This is a genomic window from Streptomyces malaysiensis subsp. malaysiensis, from assembly GCF_040653035.1.
GTDB classification, from domain to species: domain Bacteria; phylum Actinomycetota; class Actinomycetes; order Streptomycetales; family Streptomycetaceae; genus Streptomyces; species Streptomyces malaysiensis.
On sequence record NZ_JBEZNG010000022.1, the window covers coordinates 145,522 to 163,876 of the forward strand.

16 protein-coding genes and 1 pseudogene are annotated in these 18,355 nt (G+C 69.2%); 10 read left to right on the plus strand and 7 right to left on the minus strand.

Annotated features, from left to right (window positions below; genetic code table 11):
* Window positions 1-32: 32 nt before the first annotated feature.
* On the minus strand, window positions 33-2,081 hold the full coding sequence (locus AB0E24_RS34135; protein WP_359382909.1) for a polysaccharide lyase family 8 super-sandwich domain-containing protein: 2,049 nt from the start codon (window positions 2,079-2,081) through the stop codon (window positions 33-35).
* A gap of 719 nt (window positions 2,082-2,800) precedes the next feature.
* Here AB0E24_RS34135 and AB0E24_RS34140 point away from each other — a divergent pair.
* The 10 genes from AB0E24_RS34140 (at window position 2,801) to AB0E24_RS34185 (ending at window position 13,963) form a co-directional block, all read left to right on the plus strand.
* Window positions 2,801-3,808 (plus strand): ABC transporter substrate-binding protein, encoded by a 1,008-nt coding sequence (locus AB0E24_RS34140; protein ID WP_359382912.1) that lies wholly within the window; start codon window positions 2,801-2,803, stop codon window positions 3,806-3,808.
* 34 nt (window positions 3,809-3,842) lie between these two features.
* A complete protein-coding gene (locus tag AB0E24_RS34145; protein ID WP_069868117.1) occupies window positions 3,843-4,607 on the plus strand; it encodes a class I SAM-dependent methyltransferase in 765 nt (254 codons plus the stop codon).
* A gap of 35 nt (window positions 4,608-4,642) precedes the next feature.
* Window positions 4,643-5,650 (plus strand): FecCD family ABC transporter permease, encoded by a 1,008-nt coding sequence (locus AB0E24_RS34150; RefSeq protein WP_102935980.1) that lies wholly within the window; start codon window positions 4,643-4,645, stop codon window positions 5,648-5,650.
* Complete coding sequence (locus AB0E24_RS34155) at window positions 5,647-6,429, plus strand: ABC transporter ATP-binding protein (RefSeq protein ID WP_232636358.1); 783 nt, start codon at window positions 5,647-5,649, stop codon at window positions 6,427-6,429. Before AB0E24_RS34150 ends, AB0E24_RS34155 begins: the two co-directional genes overlap by 4 nt.
* A 240-nt stretch (window positions 6,430-6,669) precedes the next feature.
* Window positions 6,670-7,680: a choice-of-anchor M domain-containing protein gene (locus tag AB0E24_RS34160; RefSeq protein ID WP_359382916.1), complete on the plus strand. Its 1,011-nt coding sequence runs from the start codon at window positions 6,670-6,672 to the stop codon at window positions 7,678-7,680.
* A 112-nt stretch (window positions 7,681-7,792) separates the two neighbouring features.
* The gene (locus tag AB0E24_RS34165) at window positions 7,793-9,367 is read left to right on the plus strand and encodes an anchored repeat ABC transporter, substrate-binding protein (RefSeq protein ID WP_206334457.1); all 1,575 of its coding nucleotides are present in this window, start codon (window positions 7,793-7,795) and stop codon (window positions 9,365-9,367) included.
* Complete coding sequence (locus AB0E24_RS34170; protein WP_359382920.1) at window positions 9,364-10,311, plus strand: TIGR03773 family transporter-associated surface protein; 948 nt, start codon at window positions 9,364-9,366, stop codon at window positions 10,309-10,311. Before AB0E24_RS34165 ends, AB0E24_RS34170 begins: the two co-directional genes overlap by 4 nt.
* Window positions 10,308-11,078 carry an anchored repeat-type ABC transporter ATP-binding subunit gene (locus tag AB0E24_RS34175; protein ID WP_069868113.1) on the plus strand — a complete coding sequence of 257 codons (771 nt, stop codon included), beginning with the start codon at window positions 10,308-10,310 and terminating at the stop codon, window positions 11,076-11,078. Before AB0E24_RS34170 ends, AB0E24_RS34175 begins: the two co-directional genes overlap by 4 nt.
* On the plus strand, window positions 11,075-12,013 hold the full coding sequence (locus AB0E24_RS34180) for an anchored repeat-type ABC transporter permease subunit (RefSeq protein WP_250853745.1): 939 nt from the start codon (window positions 11,075-11,077) through the stop codon (window positions 12,011-12,013). Before AB0E24_RS34175 ends, AB0E24_RS34180 begins: the two co-directional genes overlap by 4 nt.
* A gap of 222 nt (window positions 12,014-12,235) precedes the next feature.
* A complete protein-coding gene (locus tag AB0E24_RS34185) occupies window positions 12,236-13,963 on the plus strand; it encodes a choice-of-anchor M domain-containing protein (RefSeq protein WP_359382925.1) in 1,728 nt (575 codons plus the stop codon).
* 215 nt (window positions 13,964-14,178) lie between these two features.
* Here the strand turns inward: AB0E24_RS34185 and AB0E24_RS34190 are convergent, their stop codons facing one another.
* From AB0E24_RS34190 to AB0E24_RS34220, 6 genes and pseudogenes are all read right to left on the minus strand, one after another.
* Entirely contained in the window at window positions 14,179-14,349 is a 171-nt protein-coding gene (locus AB0E24_RS34190) for a TIGR03769 domain-containing protein (RefSeq protein WP_359382928.1), read from the minus strand.
* Between the two features lie 5 nt (window positions 14,350-14,354).
* The gene (locus AB0E24_RS34195; protein WP_069868111.1) at window positions 14,355-14,747 is read right to left on the minus strand and encodes an SCO5389 family protein; all 393 of its coding nucleotides are present in this window, start codon (window positions 14,745-14,747) and stop codon (window positions 14,355-14,357) included.
* 49 nt (window positions 14,748-14,796) lie between these two features.
* Window positions 14,797-15,786 (minus strand): ATP-binding protein, encoded by a 990-nt coding sequence (locus AB0E24_RS34200; protein WP_359382930.1) that lies wholly within the window; start codon window positions 15,784-15,786, stop codon window positions 14,797-14,799.
* Window positions 15,787-16,132: 346 nt separating this feature from the next.
* Entirely contained in the window at window positions 16,133-16,594 is a 462-nt protein-coding gene (locus AB0E24_RS34205; RefSeq protein ID WP_147967043.1) for a Crp/Fnr family transcriptional regulator, read from the minus strand.
* A gap of 271 nt (window positions 16,595-16,865) precedes the next feature.
* A pseudogene (locus AB0E24_RS46055) lies at window positions 16,866-17,447 on the minus strand (Rv1733c family protein).
* 258 nt (window positions 17,448-17,705) lie between these two features.
* Window positions 17,706-18,089, minus strand: a complete 384-nt coding sequence (locus AB0E24_RS34220; protein ID WP_347234145.1) for a hypothetical protein — start codon at window positions 18,087-18,089, stop codon at window positions 17,706-17,708.
* Window positions 18,090-18,355: the final 266 nt, after the last annotated feature.

Consider the following 18,355-nt stretch of genomic DNA (forward strand, 5'->3'; position numbering starts at 1 on the left):
CGCCGGCCGCAAGCCGGTTCACGCCTGTGCTGTCATCTGAGGGGCTGTGTCACCGTCTTGCCGAGGTTCGGGCCGGAGCCCAGCGGGAAGGCGGCGCGACGGGTGCGGCCGGGTGCGGCGAGGGTGACGGAGACCGTCAGACCGGGCTGGTCGGGGTTGGCGACGCTCACCACGGCGGAACCGCCGTCCTCCTTGAGCATGACGATGGAGGGCTGATCGACCCGCAGCGTGCGGCCCGACCCCAGGTCGAGGGAGCCCGCGGCGTGGAAGGTCGCCATCGTCAGCCGCAGCCGCGGGTGGCGGACCGCTTGGACCTGCTCGTCGTTGCGCAGGATCCGGACGACCGGCTCGGCCGCGTAAGAGCGGACCTTCTCGGGCGCCGCGCCGGGCAGGAGGACGTAGGCATATTTGGCTCCGTCCGGGGTGATGCCGTGGTCGAAGAAGAGGGTGAAGGCATTTCGCTTCACCGGATCACGGTCGAGCCAGTTCCCGGTCTGCTCCTTGTTCGAGACCTTCAACGGCCCGCCCTCCGGGAAGACATAGCCGATCTCGTCGTTGTACGCCCATGAGGCGCCGGTGGCGGCGGAATCCGTCCCCGGGCGTACGGCCTTGCCGCCGACGGAGGCATTGGACCTGGCCGCTCCCTGATTGACCGTCGTATGGACGGCATGCTGTGAGGTGGAACTGATCCCGGCACCGAGCGCGACCACCTCATCGTCGAAGTAGAAGTAGCTCTTGCGCCCGGTGGTCGAGAACCGGTCGAGGGTGAAGACGCTCGCCCCGTAGCGCCCGTCGGAGACACCGCCGGTGAAGCTGCCGCGGTTGGCGGGGCTCGACTGCGTCGTCACCTTGGTGTAAGGCGCGGTGACACCCGGGTAGTGGAACCAGTCGAAGGCGGGCACGAGGTCGTCGTATTCCCGGTTCGTGACCTGGATCGAAGTGGCTCCCGCGGCGTTCCAGTCGATCTCGTTGCCGACTTCGGGCCGGAAGGTGGAGCGGTACTCGCTGCCCTTCATCCGAGGGGAATTGACCCTGGTGAAGATTCCGTACTCGTCCCGCAGATGCGAGGAGAACTCCGAGCGCCAGAAGTACTTATGCCCGGTGACGCCGTTCTCCCGGCTCTTCCCGCGGATATTGTCGGCGAGCCGCTGATACGCCGCCGAGTTTCTCTCATCGGCCCGGACCATCCGGTCGAGCGGCTCGAGGAAGTCGGCCGCGTAACTCGTAATGCCATCGATGGTGTTGGGGGGACGGTACCCGAGGTACATCATCCCGATCTCCCCGCGGATCAGCCAGCGGGTCCCGCCGAGGATGTAGAAGGCGATGGCGTCGATGTCCTTGGACGAGAAGGCGAAGCCGGTGCCGCGCGCGACATCGGCCCAGGCCGCGACGATGGTGAACAGGGCCATGCCGTAGCCCTCGCTGTAGAGCTGCGCCCCATGTGCCCAGAAGGACGAGTCGACCTGCACGGACTCGGTGACCTCACCGCTGCTGTCGACGGCGATCGTCCGCGACATGGTGGCGTAGCCCTGCTCGATGTCGGCGGTCGCGTGCTTCGCGACGGCCTCATAGAGGTAGTTCTCGGTTCTCCAGGAGCCGTTCGCCCCGACCGGGTCCAGACGGCCGGTGTTGTGGGCGTAGGTCACCTCCCGCGCCTCGGCGCTGAGTTCGTCGCCGACGAAGATCGACACCCGGCCCATGGCCATCGACTTGCCGATCTCGACTTCCCACCAGTTCGTGCTGGTCGGTTTGACACTGTCCCAGTAGAGAAGCGCGCGGTTCAGGGCCTCGATCAGCTCCGGTTTGCCGTAGCCCGCGGCATTCGGATCACGGTAGGCATGAGCCATGGCGATCATGCGGTACAGCGCGTGATACGGCGACCAGACCCGGCCGTTGGCGGAACTGGTGGTGTCGGCGTAGTCCACATTGGGCCACGAGCCGTCGGCGCGCAGGGACTCGACATAGGCCAGGGCCTCGGACGTACGGGCGAGGAAGATGCCATTGGCGATCCTCACCTGGTCACCCTGGGCAAGGAACCGCTGTTGCAGGCGTTCGATGATGAGCTGAATGTCATCCGTCACCGCTTGACTCCCACCGGCTTCGGCAGCCCGCGCGAGAGCCGGCACTGACAGCGTCAGCCCGGCGACACCGGCGGCGAGCCCGAGGCCCCCCAGCAGGACGCGACGTCGATCGGGGAGGGGTACGACTCCGTTTTCTGTCATGCGGACTCCTTTGGGCGCACTCAGATCCTGACAACGTTGCCGTGGGGGGTGTGTGTCGGTTGACGAGGTCTTCCGGGTGCTGATTCGGTCACGGCTTCGGCTTGGTGCACGCCGACGTCTAAACCGGTTTGAAGATGACTCGTAAACAGTTACCGGCTACGGCCTGGGTACGTCAACAGTCGCGGCACTGGATGGACGAGGTCGGCGTGCCGGGCGTCCGTGGGATGGGCGTCGAGCGCGGTGATGTCGTCCTCGAACGGTGAGAGGCGGCGGGCGCGGACCGCAACGAGCTTCGCCACTCGGAGAGTTGCGCGATGGCCGCCCCATGGCAGGGGCCATCCGGAGAGCGCCGCGACACCACTTGGCGGGACACCGTTTCATCGCGTCGAAGCTGAGTGATGTTGCACACATTCCGGTCGGCGGCTCCGGCTCCGGAGGCTCCAGTCCCAGGGGCGCGGGTCCGTCAACGCTCCGATGGGAGAGGGCAGCTGACGGCACGTCGGGGAGACCTGTGACGCCCGTACGGGTGGGCCGCCCGGGTGATCCGGTGGCTCCTTGCCGCGGGTATCGTCCTGAATATGAAAACCATTCGCATCAAGGGGCTGCTGGGTGTCTGCCTGCTGCTCCCCGGCCTCGCCGCCTGCGGCGCGAGCGGAACGGCCGCGTCCGGGGCCCGGGACACGGCGCGGCCGTCCGGCGCGGTCGTGACCAGCTGCGGCCTGGAGACGAGAGTGCACGCTCCCCCCGAGCGGGCGATCTCCCTGGAACAGAACGCGACGGAGATCATGCTCAGCCTGGGGCTGGCCGACCGGATGATCGGCACCTCCTACCAGACGGATCCCGTGCTCCCCTCGCTGGCCAGGGAGTACAGGAAGGTCCCGGTGCTCGCGAAGCAATACCCCGACCACGAGGCCGTCCTCGCCAAGGAGCCGGACTTCCTCTACTCCACGCTCTCCTCGGCATACGCCGACGAGGCGGCGGGCCCCCGGGCCGACTGGAAGAAGCTCGGCGTGCCGGCCTACCTCTCCGCCCACGACTGCGAATCCCCCGGACTGACACCCGACGAGGTGCGTTTCGACGCCGTCTTCGACGAGATCAAGGACATCGCCGCCGTCTTCGGCGTCGGGCCGCGCGGGGAGAAGACCGTCAAGGACCTGCGCGCCCGGCTCGACCGAGCGGTGCGCGAGGCACCGAAGAACACCGGCGCGAAGCTGATGTGGTACTACTCCGGCACCGCCACGCCCTACATCGCCGGACACGGCGGACTGCCCTCGACGGTCAGCGAGCTGGCAGGGGTGGACAACGCCTTCGACGACATCCACCAGAAGTGGCCGGCGGGCAACTGGGAGAAGATAGCCGAGCGCGACCCCGACGTCATCGTGCTGGCGGATCTGACCCGTGGAGGGGACGGGGACAGCGCCGAGGCGAAGAAGCGGTTCCTGCGCGCCAACCCGGTCACCTCACGGCTCGACGCCGTGCGCAACAACCGCTTCATCGTGGTCCCCGGTTCGGCCATGGACCCTTCCATTCGCAGCGTCGGCCTGGCGGAGGCGCTCAGCAAGGGACTGACCGCACTCTACGGCTGACGCCACCCACTCCCACCGATCGAAGGACACCCGCATGACCGACACCGCCGCTCTGCCCCCGCGCGCTCTCCTGGAGCGCTGGGACGCCCAGCAAAGCGCCTACGTCGCCCACCGGGAGCTGCGCTTCCAGGCGATGCTGGACGTACTGCGCCTCGGCCTGCCCGAGTCGTTCCATGTGCTCGACCTCGCCTGCGGCCCCGGTTCCCTGGCCGACCGCGTCCTGCGTGCCTTCCCCCAGGCGCGGGTGACGGCCGTCGACTACGACCCCGTGCTGCTACGGCTCGCCGGTGACGTGCTCGCGGAGTACGGCGACCGGGCCACCGTCGTGGACACCGACCTCGTACGGGCCGACTGGGCCGACCCGCTGGCCGGGGAGAGGATCGACGCCGTCGTCTCCTCGACGGCCCTGCACTGGCTGTCCCCGTCCCAACTGCTGCGTGTCCACACCGCGCTGGCCGGCCTGCTGCCGCCGGGCGCGATCTTCCTCAACGCCGACCACCTGCGCTACGGGCCCGGGAACGAGACCCTGGGCGCCCTGTCCGACCGGCACGACGCCGAGGTGCGGCGCACGGCGTTCGCCGCCGGGGCCGACACCTGGGACGCCTGGTACGAACTCGCGGTGGCCCAGCCGGGCATGCCCCCGCTCGCCGCCGAACGCGAGCGGCGGTTCACGGACCGCCCGCCGCAGCCGCTGGCCCCGCTCCACTTCCACCTCTCGGCCCTGCGCACCGCGGGCTTCGCCGAGGTGGGGACGGTATGGCAGTACCTCGACGACTACGTGGTTTTCGCCCGCCGATGACAACTGCCACCACGAGGGCAGGGGATCGGCGGGGCATGCTCGCCCGGAGCACGCTCGTCCTCGTCTGCTGCGCCGCTCTGCTGCCCTTGTCCGTGCTCGTCGCCGTCGGCACGGGCAGCGCCGACATACCGCCGCTGGACGTGGCCCGCACCATAGGCGCCCACCTCGGGGCGCCATGGGAGGCGATGCCGCCGCTGCGCGACAGCATCGTGTGGAACCTGCGGCTGCCGCGCGTCCTGTTGGCCGCGCTGGTGGGGGCGGGACTCGCGGTGAGCGGCACGGTCCTTCAAGCCGTGACCCGCAACCCGCTGGCCGACCCCTATCTCCTCGGCGTTTCGGCCGGAGCGTCCACCGGAGCGGTCCTGGTCCTGGTGCTCGGCGTCGGCTCCCTCGGCCTGCCCCTCGGAGCCTTCACCGGTGCGATGGCGGCCTTCGGCTGTGTCCTGCTCCTGCTCGGCCGCTCGCTCGGCTCGGCGACCAAGGTGGTGCTGTCGGGTGTCGTCGCGTCCCAGCTGTTCAGCGCGCTCACCAGCCTCGTCGTCGTCCGCTCCGGCGACGCCGAACGCACCAGGGCGGTGACCTTCTGGCTGCTCGGCTCGCTCGCCTCGGCCGACTGGACCTCGGTGGGAGTGTGCGCCGCCACCACCGCCGCCGGTCTGCTGGTCTGCCTGCGGTACGCCCGCCATCTCGACGCACTCGCCTTCGACCGGGAGACCGCCTCGACCCTGGGCTTCTCGCCGCGCCGCACCGAGATGGCGCTGTACGGGACGACCGCCGTCGTCACCGGCGCACTCGTCGCGGCGAGCGGCGCCATCGGCTTCGTCGGCCTGCTGGTCCCGCACGCGGCACGGATGCTCACGCGAGCGTCCCACCGGATACTGCTGCCGTCCTCGGCCCTGCTCGGCGCGGTCTTCCTGATATGGGCGGACACGGCCGCCCGCAGCGCCTTCGGCGCCCAGGAGATGCCGGTCGGCGTGCTCACCGCGCTCATCGGCGTTCCGGCCTTCGCGGTGCTGCTGCGCAGACGAACGGCCACGCCATGACGGGCCCCGGCACCGCGCACGCCGCCCGCTCCCTGGAGTGGACGGCAAGCGGCCGCGCGGTCGTCGACGGCGTCACCTTCGCCGTGCCGCCCGGGCGCTTCACCGCTCTGATCGGGCCGAACGGCTCGGGCAAGTCCACCGTGCTGCGCCTCCTCGCCGGTCTGCGCCGCCCCTCGTCCGGGCAGGCGCTGCTGGACGGGTCCGACGTCACGGCCCTGAAACGGCGCGACGTCGCCCGCCGACTGGCCTTCGTCACCCAGGAGACCGCCCCGGACCTCGACACGACCGTGTCGCAGGTCGTCATGCTGGGCCGGGCCCCGCACCGCGGACGCTCGGCCACGACCGAGGAGGACGTCCGGGCGGTCGGACAGGCCATGGCGGCGATGGACGTCACGGCGCTCGCCGAACGGTCGTGGGGCACCCTCTCCGGCGGCGAACGGCAACGGGTGAACATCGCCCGGGCATTGGCCCAGCGGACCCCCGCCCTGCTGCTCGACGAACCCACCAACCACCTGGACATCAGCCACCGGCTCGACCTCATGCAGATGCTCTCGCGCACCGATGCCACGGTCGTCGCGGCGCTCCACGAACTCGACCTGGCCGCCCGCTACTGCGACCACTTGGTACTTCTCGACGCCGGCCGCGTGGTCGCGGCCGGCCCTCCCACCACGGTGCTCACCCCGCGCCTCCTGGAACGCGTCTACCGAGTCCACGCCACCGTGACCCAAGGGCCGGACGGCAGACCGGACGTGCGCCTGGCCCCGCTGCCCCGGCGGTGAACGCCATCGGCCCGGCGTATCGGCCACGGTCGCCACCCGCGGGCCATCACTATTGAAAATGATTACCATCTCATCTAGGGTTGCCGTGGTCATGCCGAGGCCAGGGGTCGTGTTGCCCTACCCGCGGCGCTGCGTATGAGCGTTCCGCCGACGATCACGTGGCCGCGTGCGGGGGACGGAGGAAAGGCCGATTCTTGGCGCCCGACCGATGAGGGCGGCCACAACAGCGGATGAGGGGCAATGAGATCAGTTACGCGATCTGCGGGTGTGGTGGGGGTGCTGGCCCTGGTTGCGACCGGGCTCGTCTCGGTGGGGGCCGTCGCCGAAAGTGGACCCGCCTCGGCGGCGGAAGCCGCGGCCGGTGACGTACTCGACGAGCGCATCGTCATCGATGGTGGTCATGTTGACGCGATCGCCGGGAAGATGGTGAGCGGCAAGCTACGAACCCTGTTCAAGGACAGCCGCAACCCGGCCGACGTCATCTGGCGCGAACCGTCCTCCGTCGTGCTGCACGTCAATCCGAAGGCGAAGGAGAAGGTCCCCGCCGGCCGTGCCTACTCCTTCCTGGGGAAGACGGGAAGCGACTTCTGGCTCATCCCTCAGGTACAGAAGCAGGGTGTGGTCTGGGCAGGATGGAACACCGAGGCTCTGGGTTCCGGTGACCTCAAGGGGCCGGTCGATATGAAGCTCACCAAGGTCGATGGCCCGGGTCCGCTGGCGATCTGGGAGACCGCCGGACTGGGCGGCGCGCATGTCCTCTACAGCAGCGAGGACGGGCTGCCCGACACCCGGAAGGTCGACCTCGGTGTGCACGCCCACGCCAACTGGGGCTTCGGAGCGGAGGGTGTCTACTCGGTGACCTTCCAGCTCAGCGGTACTTTGCCGAACGGGCGGACCACGTCCGACACGCGGACGTACACGTTCGCGGTCGGTGACATCGATCCGGGGGCCGTCACTCCGGGAGGCGGTGACCGCGATGGCGGTTCTCCCGGTGGGACCGGCGATGCCGATGGTGGAAGTGACTCCGGGTCTCGCGCGGACAGTGGTTCGACCGGTTCGGGCAGCAGCGGTGGCGGCTCGGCGGCGACTGGCGGCGGTGACCGTCCCGGCGGCAGCCTCGCCCACACCGGCGGCGCGGCGGCGATTCCTCTTGCCCTGAGCGCCGGTGTCCTCGTACTGGGCGGCGCGGCCGCGGTCGGGATCAGCCGCGGCAGGCGCCGTATGGCGCCCGCCGGCAAAGACCACCGGTAACGGAACGGAGCGTTCGCGGTGCCGTGTCTCGCGGCGCGAACACTCCGTTCCCTCCGCCGGGCCGGGTTCTCCGGCCCGGCGCCGCCCCCTGCTCGCTGGGAGTTTCTTCATCATGCGTACAGCCGGATCCGCCCTACGGACGCTGGCCGCCACCGCTGTTCTCGGTGTAGCGGTGGCAGGGTGCAAGGGCAACGCCCGCCCCGCCGCCGAACCCGAGAACCCGGACGCGGCACTGCGAGTGGTGACCACCACAGAAGTCCTCGCCGACCTGGTACGAGAGGTCGGTGGCGACCGCGTACAAGTCAACTCGATCGTGCCACCCGGCGGCGACCCGCATTCCTACGAGCCCACCCCGGCGGATGCGAACGCGGTCTCCAAGGCCGACGTCACGTTCACCAACCATCTGCTTCTCGAAGAGCACGCGCTGATCAAGACGGTGGATTCCAACGCCCGTAAGGGCACCCCGAACGTCTCACTCGCCGAAGCGTCGGAAACCTACGGTGCCAACGTCATTCCCCTGGTCGAGGACGTCGGCCTGGACGTGCTCTGGCTGGGTCTGCGCGTGCGCGGTGAAGGTGAAGCGCGGGGCGCTACCCGTTCCTCGGACATCCTGATGTCGGCCACCGATGTGCAGGGACCCGGTGAGCTGGTGGCCTATCTGACGGAGTCCCTCGGCCAGCCGAACGTCTACTTCAATTCGGCGGACGGCCTCACCACCAAGGACACCACCAGTCTGCCGCCGGCCGCGCACACCCATCTGAACTGGGCGTTCACCAAGCCCGGTGTGTACAAGCTGAGCCTTGAGGCGAAACTGCGGAATCCCGGCGGCAAAGCCCCCCAGCCGATCGGCACGGGCACGTTCACCTTCGCCGTGGGCGTCGACCCGCACACCGCGGCCGGTCCCGGGGACACCATCCTCGACGACGGACACACCGACCTGACGGTCAACATCGACTCCGGCGAGATATCGGCATTCACCGACCTGCGCGCCAAGGGCGGGAAGCAGGAGGAGATACCTTCCGGCGATGTCGTCATCGACGTGCCGAACCGGGCCCTGGAGAAGGTCCCTGCCGGGAAGCGGTTCGCCTTCCTCGGCGAACCGGGGTCGGAGATCTATCAACTGCCGCAGGCCGTCCTGGGCAAGCATGTGCACGGTGAGATCGACCCGCACCTGTGGCAGGACGTACAGAACGCCAAGGCATACACGCAGTTGATCCGTGACACCCTGAAAAAGGAGGATCCCAAGGGCGCGCGGATCTATGACCGCAACAGCCGGGTCTATGAGCAGGAACTGGATCGGCTGGATGACTACGTCCGCGCTCGGATAGGGCAGATCCCCGCGCACAAACGGCAGTTGATCACCACCCACGACGCCTTCGGATACCTCGCCGACGCCTACGGCATGAAGGTGGCGGGGTTCGTCGTGCCCAACCCGGCGCAGGAACCCAGCGCGGACGATGTGGAGAAGCTGTCCCGCACGATCAAGAACCTCAAGGTCCCCGCCGTGTTCATGGAACCCAACCTGGTCCAGCGCGCGACAGTGCTCACTCAGGTGGCCCGGGACCAGCACGTGAGGGTCTGCACACTCTACGGCGACGCCTTCGACAAGGACATCCGGCACTACACCGACATGATGCGGCACAACGCCGACGAGCTTCGCTCCTGCCTCGGAGGCACGAAGAAGTGAACACCACCACGATGCGCACGGGTGCCAGGGCCTCGGCTCTGGCGCTCCTGGTGGCATGGACCCCGGCACTTTCCGCGGCCGCCGAGTCTCCGGCCCCGGGGGCGGGGGCCGAGGCCATGCCGGACACCGGCACGGGGCGGACGGTCATCGCGGACGGCCACGTCGATATCGGCCCGCGATTCGACCACGGTCGCTGGACCGTGCAGATCCGCGACGACACGACCAAGCCCGCGACGTGGCGGGAGGCCGCTGATGTCGTTCTTCATGTCAAGGACACGGCGAAGATCGAAGTCCCCGAGAGCAAGGAGTTCGGCTTCCTCGGCGCACCGGGTGACCCGGTGTGGCTCCTGCCGCAGGTTCAACAGGCCGGCGTGCTGTGGCCCGGCTGGAACAGCCAGGAACCCGAGGTCGCCGCCTCCGTCGACCGGGAGGTGAACTGGCGGCTCACCAGCGTCAAGGGGCCCGGGGACTTCGTGCTGTTCCTCAACGGCAGCTTCGGCACCCCGAAGATCCTCTTCGATGGACGGAAGGAACTCCCGCAAGAGACCGGCATCGAGGCCAACAGCCACGTCCACGGCAACTGGGCCTTCACCGAGCCCGGCACATATCTCCTCGGCGTGAGGATGTCGGCGAAGACGAAGGACGGAAAGAGCCACCGGAGCGAGCGCACGCTGCGGTTCTCCGTCGGACCTCAGGACCCGCGGCGGGCATTCGTCGCCAAGTCGCCCGCGGAGAAGAGGACCACACCGCCGATCGACGCCGACACGGCGGAGCCATCGGACACCAACGATTCAGCCGCGCCCCTGTGGTGGGGTGCGGGCGCCGCCGCCGCCGCGGTGGTGGCTGTCGCCGCCACCCTGACGTGGCGTCGCGGCCGAAACAGAGGACGGACCGCACCCTCCCGAGCCGAGAACGCCGCCCGCGAGGAAGGGGAGGGGCAGTGACCGACACGGCCACGAGCGAAACCCCGGTGCTGGACGTACGCTCCGTCGCCGTTGATCTGGGCGGCCGTCTCGCCCTGAAGGACATCGACCTCACGGTGCGTGTCGGCGATCTCGTAGGACTGATCGGGCCCAACGGCGCCGGGAAAACCACGCTGCTGCGCGCGATCCTGGGCCTCCTCACCCCCCGCACCGGCTCCATCCACCTCGACGGACAGCCCGCCGACCGCAGCCGTGGCACGGTCGGCTACGTCCCCCAGCGTCATGAGTTCGCCTGGGACTTCCCGCTCCCGGTGGCCAAGGCCGTACTGACCGGCCGCACCCACCGCATCGGATGGCTGCGCCGCCCCCGCGCGGCCGACCGCGAGGCCGTCGACGAGGCGCTGGAACGCGTGGCCATGACCGAGTTGCGCCACCGGCCCATCGGCGAGCTGTCCGGGGGACAGCGCCAGCGTGTCCTGGTCGCCCGCGCCCTGGCCCTGCGGCCGAGGCTGCTCCTGCTCGACGAGCCGTTCACGGGCCTGGACGTCCCCACCCAGGAGCTTCTGACCTCCCTCTTCTCACAGCTGAGCGACGAAGGCAAGGCGCTGCTGATGACCACCCATGACCTGCCCGCAGCCGCGGACTTGGCCACCCGGCTGTGTCTGCTCAACAAGACCGTCATCGCCGAGGGGCCTCCGGACACCTTGCGAGACCCCGCCGTCTGGCTGCGCGCGTTCGGCGTGGCCAAGTCCGACCAGCTGTTGACCTCTTTGGGGGTGACCCGATGAACAGTGTCGTGGACTTCCTGACCGGCCCATGGGAGCACCTGTTCATGCGGCGGGCCTTCGCGGTGGCCGTCATGTGCGGCATCGTCTCGGGTGTCGTCGGTGCGCATGTCGTTCTGCGGGGGATGGCCTTCATCGGGGACGCCGTCTCCCATTCGGTCTTCCCCGGAGTGGCGATCGCCTTCGTGTTCCAGTTCAACCTGGTCCTCGGCGGTGCCGTCGCCGGGCTCCTCACCGCACTCGCGGTCGCGGTGTTCTCCCAGAACCGACGGCTGAAAGAGGACACCGTCATCGGCGTGTTCTTCGCCGCCGCGTTCGGGCTGGGCATCGTCATCCTCAGCACCGCGCCCGGCTACAGCGGTTCGCTCGAGTCGTTCCTGTTCGGACAGATCCTCGGCATCAGCGACGGCGATGTCGTCACCGTAGCCGTCATGGGCCTGATCCTTTTGCTGATCGCCGGGGCGGTACACAAGGAACTGGTCACAGTGAGCCTGGACCGGGAGACGGCGACGGCGATGGGTCTGCCGGTCTTCGCCCTGGACGTCGTGCTCTACGCACTCGTCACGGTCACGGTGGTGATCTCCCTCCAAGCGGTCGGGAACATCCTGGTCCTGGCCCTGCTGATCACCCCTGCGGCGTGTGCGCGACTGCTCACCGACAGGATCGGCGTCATGATGGCCCTCGCACCGGCCATCGGCGCCGGCTCCGCGGTGCTGGGCCTCTACCTGTCGTACGCCTACAACCTCGCCGCGGGCGGGCTCATCGTCCTCGTCGTCACCGGGGTGTTCATCGTGTGCTGGCTTCTCGCTCCGCGACACGGTCTCCTCACGGCCAGGACACATCGCCGCGGACACGCACTGGCACCCGACGACGTGGCGGCGGCCACGGCGCAGCCGACGGACAATACGGCGCTGGTCGAGCGGACTCCGGCCGGATGACGCCGGTGCACCGACTTGGGCCCGCGATGAGCGATATCGCGGTGACGCCGGGCCTGCTCATGGTCCTGTCCGCCGTCAATTATTGAAAACGATCACCATTACTCCATCGCTGCGGTCCGTTCGTGTGGAGGGACCGCCTTTCGGAAGGAACCCATGGCACTGTCTCCGGGGCGCATCGCTCTACGCGCCCGTCATGCTCTTTCACTGCTCTCGTTGGGGGGTGTGCTCGCTCTCGCGGTCGCCGCGCCGGCCCACGCGGCATCCGGGCCGGCCGACCATCGCGGCCTGCTGGGCGCCGGTGAACATGTCGACGCCGTCTACCCCGTCATCAAGGACGGTGACCTGGACATCCGTTCGCTGACGGATGACGGCGAAGCCGATCCCGACGAGCTGGCCCTGCACATACCCGACACCAAGACCTCGCGCATCACCTTGCCGGAGGAGTACGCCTTCCTCGATGAGCCGGGCTCGGACGCGTGGATGAGTTCACAGACCCAGGACATGTCCGTGGTCTGGCCCGGCTGGTCCTTCGAGGGCATTCCTCAGGGAACGCTCAAGGGGACGGTCGGCATGGATTTCGCGGGCTTCTCCTACGCGGGCGACGCGAAATCCCCGACGTTCGCCGTCACTCAGCCCGGGGGGTTCGGGAACAAGAAGGTCAGCCAACTGATCGTGCCCGGCTCGGCGTTCACACATGTGTCGGGGGAGGTCGGGTCGCATACTCACGCCAACTGGATCTTCACTGACCAGGGGACGTACGACATCGACTTCACCGTCCACGTCACCCTCGCCAACGGCAAAGCTCTCGAAGACACCGCCACCGTACGCTTCATCGTCGGCCCGGTCCCCGCGGAACAGAACGCGCCCACTCCTCAGAAGGTCAGGCACTACAGCAAGGACGCGGATGGCCTTCTGCTGACGCCGGACAAGGTGGACGGGGAGTACTTCGTAGGACAGACGATCAACGTCACGGCCGCCTCGGGCATGGCCGACGAGGACACCCGCTACCGCTGGTTCCTGAAGAAGAAGGGCGAAAGGGCCTTCGCCCAGGATCCCGAGCAGGACACCGCGACCTACACCACGAAGCCGGACCGCGCGCTCGACGGTGCGCGGGTGTACGCGCAACTCCTGCGGGGCGGTAAGGCCGTCCAGACCTCGAAGCCGACCACTGTGCACGTACGGGCCCTCGAGCCCACTACGCGGCTCGGTGTCAAGTCGGACCGCGGGACGTATGAGGTGGGAGACACCGCTCGCTTTGTGTCCGAGCAGAGCCCTGAGACTGACGACGAGCACTACCACTGGTACCTGAAGCGGCGGGGCGAGAGCGCCTTCGAGTGGATCGAGGAATCCCGGCTCGCGGACCAGGAACTGCCCGTGACGGCCGACCTCGACGGCGCGCAGATCGTCGCCCGCCTCTTCAACGCGGACCACGCGGTACTCGCGGAGTCCGCGCCGGTCACCCTGTCCGTGGGGCAGGAGAGCGGTGACTCGTCGGCCGCTGTCGAGGTCCAGGGCGCCGACACGCTCAGGGCCGGTGAAAAGGCGGAGTTCACCGCGAAGGTGAAGGGCGCGGGGAAGGACTACTCCATCTCGTGGTACGTCCGCCAGAACGCGGAGAACCCCTTCACCAAGGTCGCCCATGCCCGCGGGGTGACGATGGAGCGCACCGTACCCGCTGAATGGAATGGCGCCCAGATCATGGCCTCTGTCACTGACGCCCGCGGAGAGGTGATTGCCGAAGGAGGCGTTCCCGTGCTGAAGGTGGCAGGCGCGGAGAGGGCCGCTGCCGCGGACGAGAAGGGGTCCGGCTCGTTGTCGGTGGTGGCCTGGTCGGTGGGCGGGGGCATCGCGGTGGTCGTGCTGGCCCTCCTGGCCGTCGTTGCGGCGCGGCAGCGCAAGGGCCGTCCGGCGGCTTCCGCCGCTGAGAACGCGAACGCACAGGATCGATGACCGCTGCGGGCGGGCGGCGCGGCTGACGGGCTCGGCCCTCCGACCCGCCGCCGGCCCCTGCTCTGTGCGGGCGCTCGACCGAGCGCATGGTGGGGCCGGGTCACGTGAGTACTTCGTGACCCGGCCCCATGTGCGGCAGCCGCGGGGAGGCGATAGGACGAGCGGCTGCCGCGATCACCCCCGGGGTGGAACGGTGCGGGCCGGGGATGCGGCTGTCAGCCGACGGTGAAGTGGTGGTCCACGGCCCCGGAGTTCACCGTCGTGCCATCCGTGAGCGTCCCGGTGGCCTGGAAGGTGAGTGTGTAGTCGCCCTTGGCCTCGAACGCCCACGTGCAGCGTGACCTCGGCGGGGTCACGCTCCACCGGGGTGCCGGTCGTCTCGTCATGCAGGTCAGCAGTCGCGGAACTCGGGGGACTGGTTGAGGATCTGGGACCGTGTCGAGGTGAACCTCGTGTAGGTCGGACCTTCCTCGGTGCCCGGACGGAAGACGGCCACCCGGTGGCAGTTCATGAAGGCCAGGGTGACGCCGAAGTGGCGTTCCAGGCTGCCGCGGATGGCGTCGCTGGCGAGCGCGCGCAGTAGCTGGCCACGCTCGGCCTCGGACGGGGGCGGCGTCTGGTTGTCCGCGAACTCGGCGTCACCCTCGCGGAGCGAGCCCGCCAGTCCGGCGATGAGCTCGTAGGCGTACGGCAGCGATTCCCGGACGGTGGCGACGAAGTCCTGTTCACGGATCTCGCCCTGCTCGGCCTGGGCGAGGAGTTCCGGCGTGACGTTCAGCGACATGGCGGATCGGTGTCCCATCGGTCGGTTACGGGGTGATGAAGCGTGGTGCTCAGCCGGGGGTCCCGGCGTGGGCCCCTGGTGTGTGATTTCCGGGCAGTGCGGTCGGCCCGTGCCGGAAGTCCGGGTCGATCTGGGTGCTCAGGTCCTGGCCCGTGGAGCGGTTCGCCCAGGCGTGAGCGTTGCGCAGGTGGAACTCGATCGCCTGCCGCTGGAAGGTCTCCCAGTCCTTGGTGCGCGAGTCCACGGCGGTCCGCAGCTCATCGAGCGCCAGGCGGTGTTCGGGCTCGAGGACGCCGGTGTGGCGGCCTTGCTCGCGGGCGCGGACCCAGTCGGAGTGGCCGAAGCAGACCAGCAGGTCGTCGCCGATGTGCTCCTTGAGGAAGAGCCGGTCGTCCTCGCCGGTCACCTTGTTGCCGACCACGGCCAAGGGCACGCCGAACTCGGTGGCGTGATCCCTGTACTGGTGGTAGACGGACACGCCCTTGCGGGTGGGCTCGGCGACCAGGAAGGTCATGTCGAAGCGTGTGAAGAGCCCGGAGGCGAAGGAGTCGGCCCCGGCGGTCATGTCGACGACGACGTACTCCCCGGCGTCGTCCACCAGATGGTTCAAATACAGCTCGACGGCACCGAGCTTGGAGTGATAGCACGCGACGCCGAGATCCTCCTCGGTGAACACACCGGTGGTCAGCAGCCCGACTCCGGCGACTTCCCGGATGTGGCGGGTGTGCACCGGATCGGTGCCGAGCGGGCGCAGCAGACGGGAGCCGGTGCCCGGCGGAGTGGTCTTGACCATGGCCTCGGCGGAGGGGATGCGGGGGTTGTCGCCGCGCAGGTACTCCTTGATCTCGGTGAGGCGTGTGCTGAGCGGGACGGTCTCGCGCAGCTCGTCCTCGTCCAGCCCGAGGGCGGTCCCCAGATGCTGATTGATATCGGCGTCTATGGCGACGACCGGGGCGCCGGAACGAGCCAGATGCCGGGCGAAGAGGCCGGAGAGGGTGGTCTTTCCGCTCCCGCCCTTGCCGACGAACGCGATGCGCATGGCCGTGCATCACCTCCAGGTGAATGTGAATGTCATGTTCGCTTGATGAGGTTTTCCGAGATGTGGCCTCCCTGTCAAGTCGCCGCCGGGGAAGGGGGGATGGGTGCCCGGGTGTTGCCTCGTGAGCGTCGGCGCTCGGGTCAAGTTCCGGCAATGGGTTTCATCTCGGGGGAGGGCGGCGGCGCCGGCGGCCGCCGCGATCTGCGCGTCCGTGGCGCTGATCGCACGGCCGTTGCTGTTCGCCCTTCACCGTGCCGTCCCGGCGAGGCCGCGCGGTGACATCGCGGGCGGTACGGGGCAGGGCATGGTGGTGAAGGCCCGCCCTCCCGGCTCGACGCCGGCTCGGTCACAGGAGGCCGCCGCCATGCGGGGCGTAGAGGGCGAGCAGCCGGGTCCGGGCCGAGCGCAGGCGGTGGGCGAGGACATCGCCCACCCACTGGGTGACGCTCGCGCCGAGCGCGGGGTCGTCCCGGCACATCGAGCGGATCGCGGTGGCGTCGAACTCGTAGGCACGTAGCGGGCTCGTCGTCTCGGCGCCCATGTGCCAGCTGTGCGGGGTGAACAACCAGGAACATCCGATGAGTTCGTTGTGCCGGAGGGTTTCGATGACGGCGGCCCGGCGGCCGGGCACGTGCATGTCGAGGGTGACGCTGCCGGTACGGATGATCCAGAATCGATCCGCCTTGCCGCCTTCCTCGAAGAGCCGGGTGCCCTGCGGGAACGACACCTCTCGGGCGAAACGCATCAGCCGGTGGCGGTGCTCGGCCGGCAGCGCCTGGAGCATGCCGGCCGTGGCGGGAGCGTTCATGACGTGCCTCCAGTCAGGGCGTACGAATCTGCCACGTCCAACGTGCTCCGGTGCCCCGTGCCGGGCGATGGGCCACCCGGCCCCGTGGCCGGGCCGCCCGGCACGACGTCCGGGGCCCACGAAAACGCTCGCGCGACGGAAGCAGCGGCGTCGTGTCGAACCCTGGACGGCAAACCCCTTGCCACACGGATCGCCGTGGAGTCGGCGGACACGACCATGGAGGCGGAACCAGCGGGGTGCTCGAACGGCTTGGCGCCGCAACGCGCGGGTGTCACCCGGTCCTGTGCCCCCATCGCGGGCCGACCAGGTCCCAGTCCGTGCCCCACTGGTCGATGCGCCGCCGGTCGAGCCTCCACCGTGCGAGGGTTCCGGCGCCGAAGGCGATGCCGGCGAAGGCGAGAGCGGCCACGGTGGCCAGGGCGCCGGCCTCGATGGACGCTTCCATCGGAGTCAGTGGCTCGGCGGTGATCTCGTCCCGGCCATCCGTCCAGATGACGGTCCTGGTGCCGGCTTTCAGCCCGGATTCCACCAGGGCCTCGTCGGTGTGGGTGGAGCCTTCGGGGCCTGTTCAGCGAACTCGCGCCGTGATCCGGTCACCGGCGGCGCCGTCTCCCGTGACATTCCGGGGTACGTCGTCGAGGAGGACAGCGCGCACGGAATGGCGCTCGGCGCGCTGCCGGGCGAACACCTCGTCGGCCGCGTGCGCCGTCACCAGTCCGATGACGGTACCGCCCACCGCGATAACCGCCCACACGGCCAGCATGATCCAGGCTTCGAGGATGTCGTCGCGCCGTCGCAGCGGGTTGTCGCGCCATCTCCAGAGCCGCTTCGTCGCAGGTCTGCCGCCGTCCATCGATCCGCCCTCCGTCCTCGTCGTGACGTTCACGAAGGTGACAGTCGGGAGTGAGTTCTCACATGGGTCGACCAGCCATCGGGGGAAGGCCGACCGGGGACCGACTCACCACCGGGGTCGGGCCGTTGGGCCCACGCCGGACGCCGGCAACTTGCCGCGTCCCGCCGTCGAGTGGGTCACTTCACCAGTGCGGTGGGGAACGGGGATCGGACCGGCCCCGCTCCCCGCCGGATCGGGTGCGGAGACCGGGCGCTTCCACTACTGCTGCGGGCCGCCGCGCCACGGGGGTGGCGCGGCCGTCCTGTGGGCAGTGTTCCGGCGGCGCCGAGCGCGTTCCATGCGGCCGCGCAGCCGGTCGTGCAGCCGGTCGGCGAGTTCCCGGGCGCTCGCCTCGCGGGCGTGCACGACGACGAGGTCGGCGCCCATCTGGATCTCGGCGACGGCGGCCCAGGGAAACTCGACGTGGTGGGCTGCCGCCCTGGTGAGGTGCACCTCACCGCTGACGGGCGGAAGTCCGGGACGGCCGAGTACGGCGCCGACCTTCTCTCGCAGGTACGCGAGCGACTCCTCTTCCACATCGCCCTCGGTCCGCACCCGCACGGCTGCGCCGACACCCTCGATGTCGATGTCCTCGGCGGTCATGTGTCCGACTCCTTGTGATCGTTCCGACGATGCCTCAAGGCTGCTGTGCGCACTGCCCTGCTTCCAGGACCCATCCGGCCCTGACAGCAGGGGCCACGGGGCCCGGCCACGGGGGGCTGTAGCGTCGCCAGTCGCTCCCGGGGTCCCGGTCGGCCCTGGTGTGTGCCCTCCGTACCCGCGGGGCCGGAGGGCCTCGTACCTGAGCTGGACGGCCCCTGTGCCTTCCCGCATGCCGACGGGATGCTCGAAGACATCTGGAAGTCCAC

Bases quoted from the DNA above. Each gene is read 5' to 3' on its own strand.
- AB0E24_RS34140 (WP_359382912.1), top strand. From the start codon at position 2,801: ATGAAAACCATTCGCATCAAGGGGCTGCTGGGTGTCTGCCTGCTGCTC.
- AB0E24_RS34200 (WP_359382930.1), bottom strand. From the start codon at position 15,786: ATGCGCATCGCGTTCGTCGGCAAGGGCGGGAGCGGAAAGACCACCCTC.
- AB0E24_RS34165 (WP_206334457.1), top strand. From the start codon at position 7,793: ATGCGTACAGCCGGATCCGCCCTACGGACGCTGGCCGCCACCGCTGTT.
- AB0E24_RS34220 (WP_347234145.1), bottom strand. From the start codon at position 18,089: ATGACCGCCGAGGACATCGACATCGAGGGTGTCGGCGCAGCCGTGCGG.
- AB0E24_RS34190 (WP_359382928.1), bottom strand. From the start codon at position 14,349: ATGACGAGACGACCGGCACCCCGGTGGAGCGTGACCCCGCCGAGGTCA.
- AB0E24_RS34150 (WP_102935980.1), top strand. From the start codon at position 4,643: ATGCTCGCCCGGAGCACGCTCGTCCTCGTCTGCTGCGCCGCTCTGCTG.
- AB0E24_RS34160 (WP_359382916.1), top strand. From the start codon at position 6,670: ATGAGATCAGTTACGCGATCTGCGGGTGTGGTGGGGGTGCTGGCCCTG.
- AB0E24_RS34145 (WP_069868117.1), top strand. From the start codon at position 3,843: ATGACCGACACCGCCGCTCTGCCCCCGCGCGCTCTCCTGGAGCGCTGG.
- AB0E24_RS34205 (WP_147967043.1), bottom strand. From the start codon at position 16,594: ATGAACGCTCCCGCCACGGCCGGCATGCTCCAGGCGCTGCCGGCCGAG.
- AB0E24_RS34195 (WP_069868111.1), bottom strand. From the start codon at position 14,747: ATGTCGCTGAACGTCACGCCGGAACTCCTCGCCCAGGCCGAGCAGGGC.
- AB0E24_RS34180 (WP_250853745.1), top strand. From the start codon at position 11,075: ATGAACAGTGTCGTGGACTTCCTGACCGGCCCATGGGAGCACCTGTTC.
- AB0E24_RS34155 (WP_232636358.1), top strand. From the start codon at position 5,647: ATGACGGGCCCCGGCACCGCGCACGCCGCCCGCTCCCTGGAGTGGACG.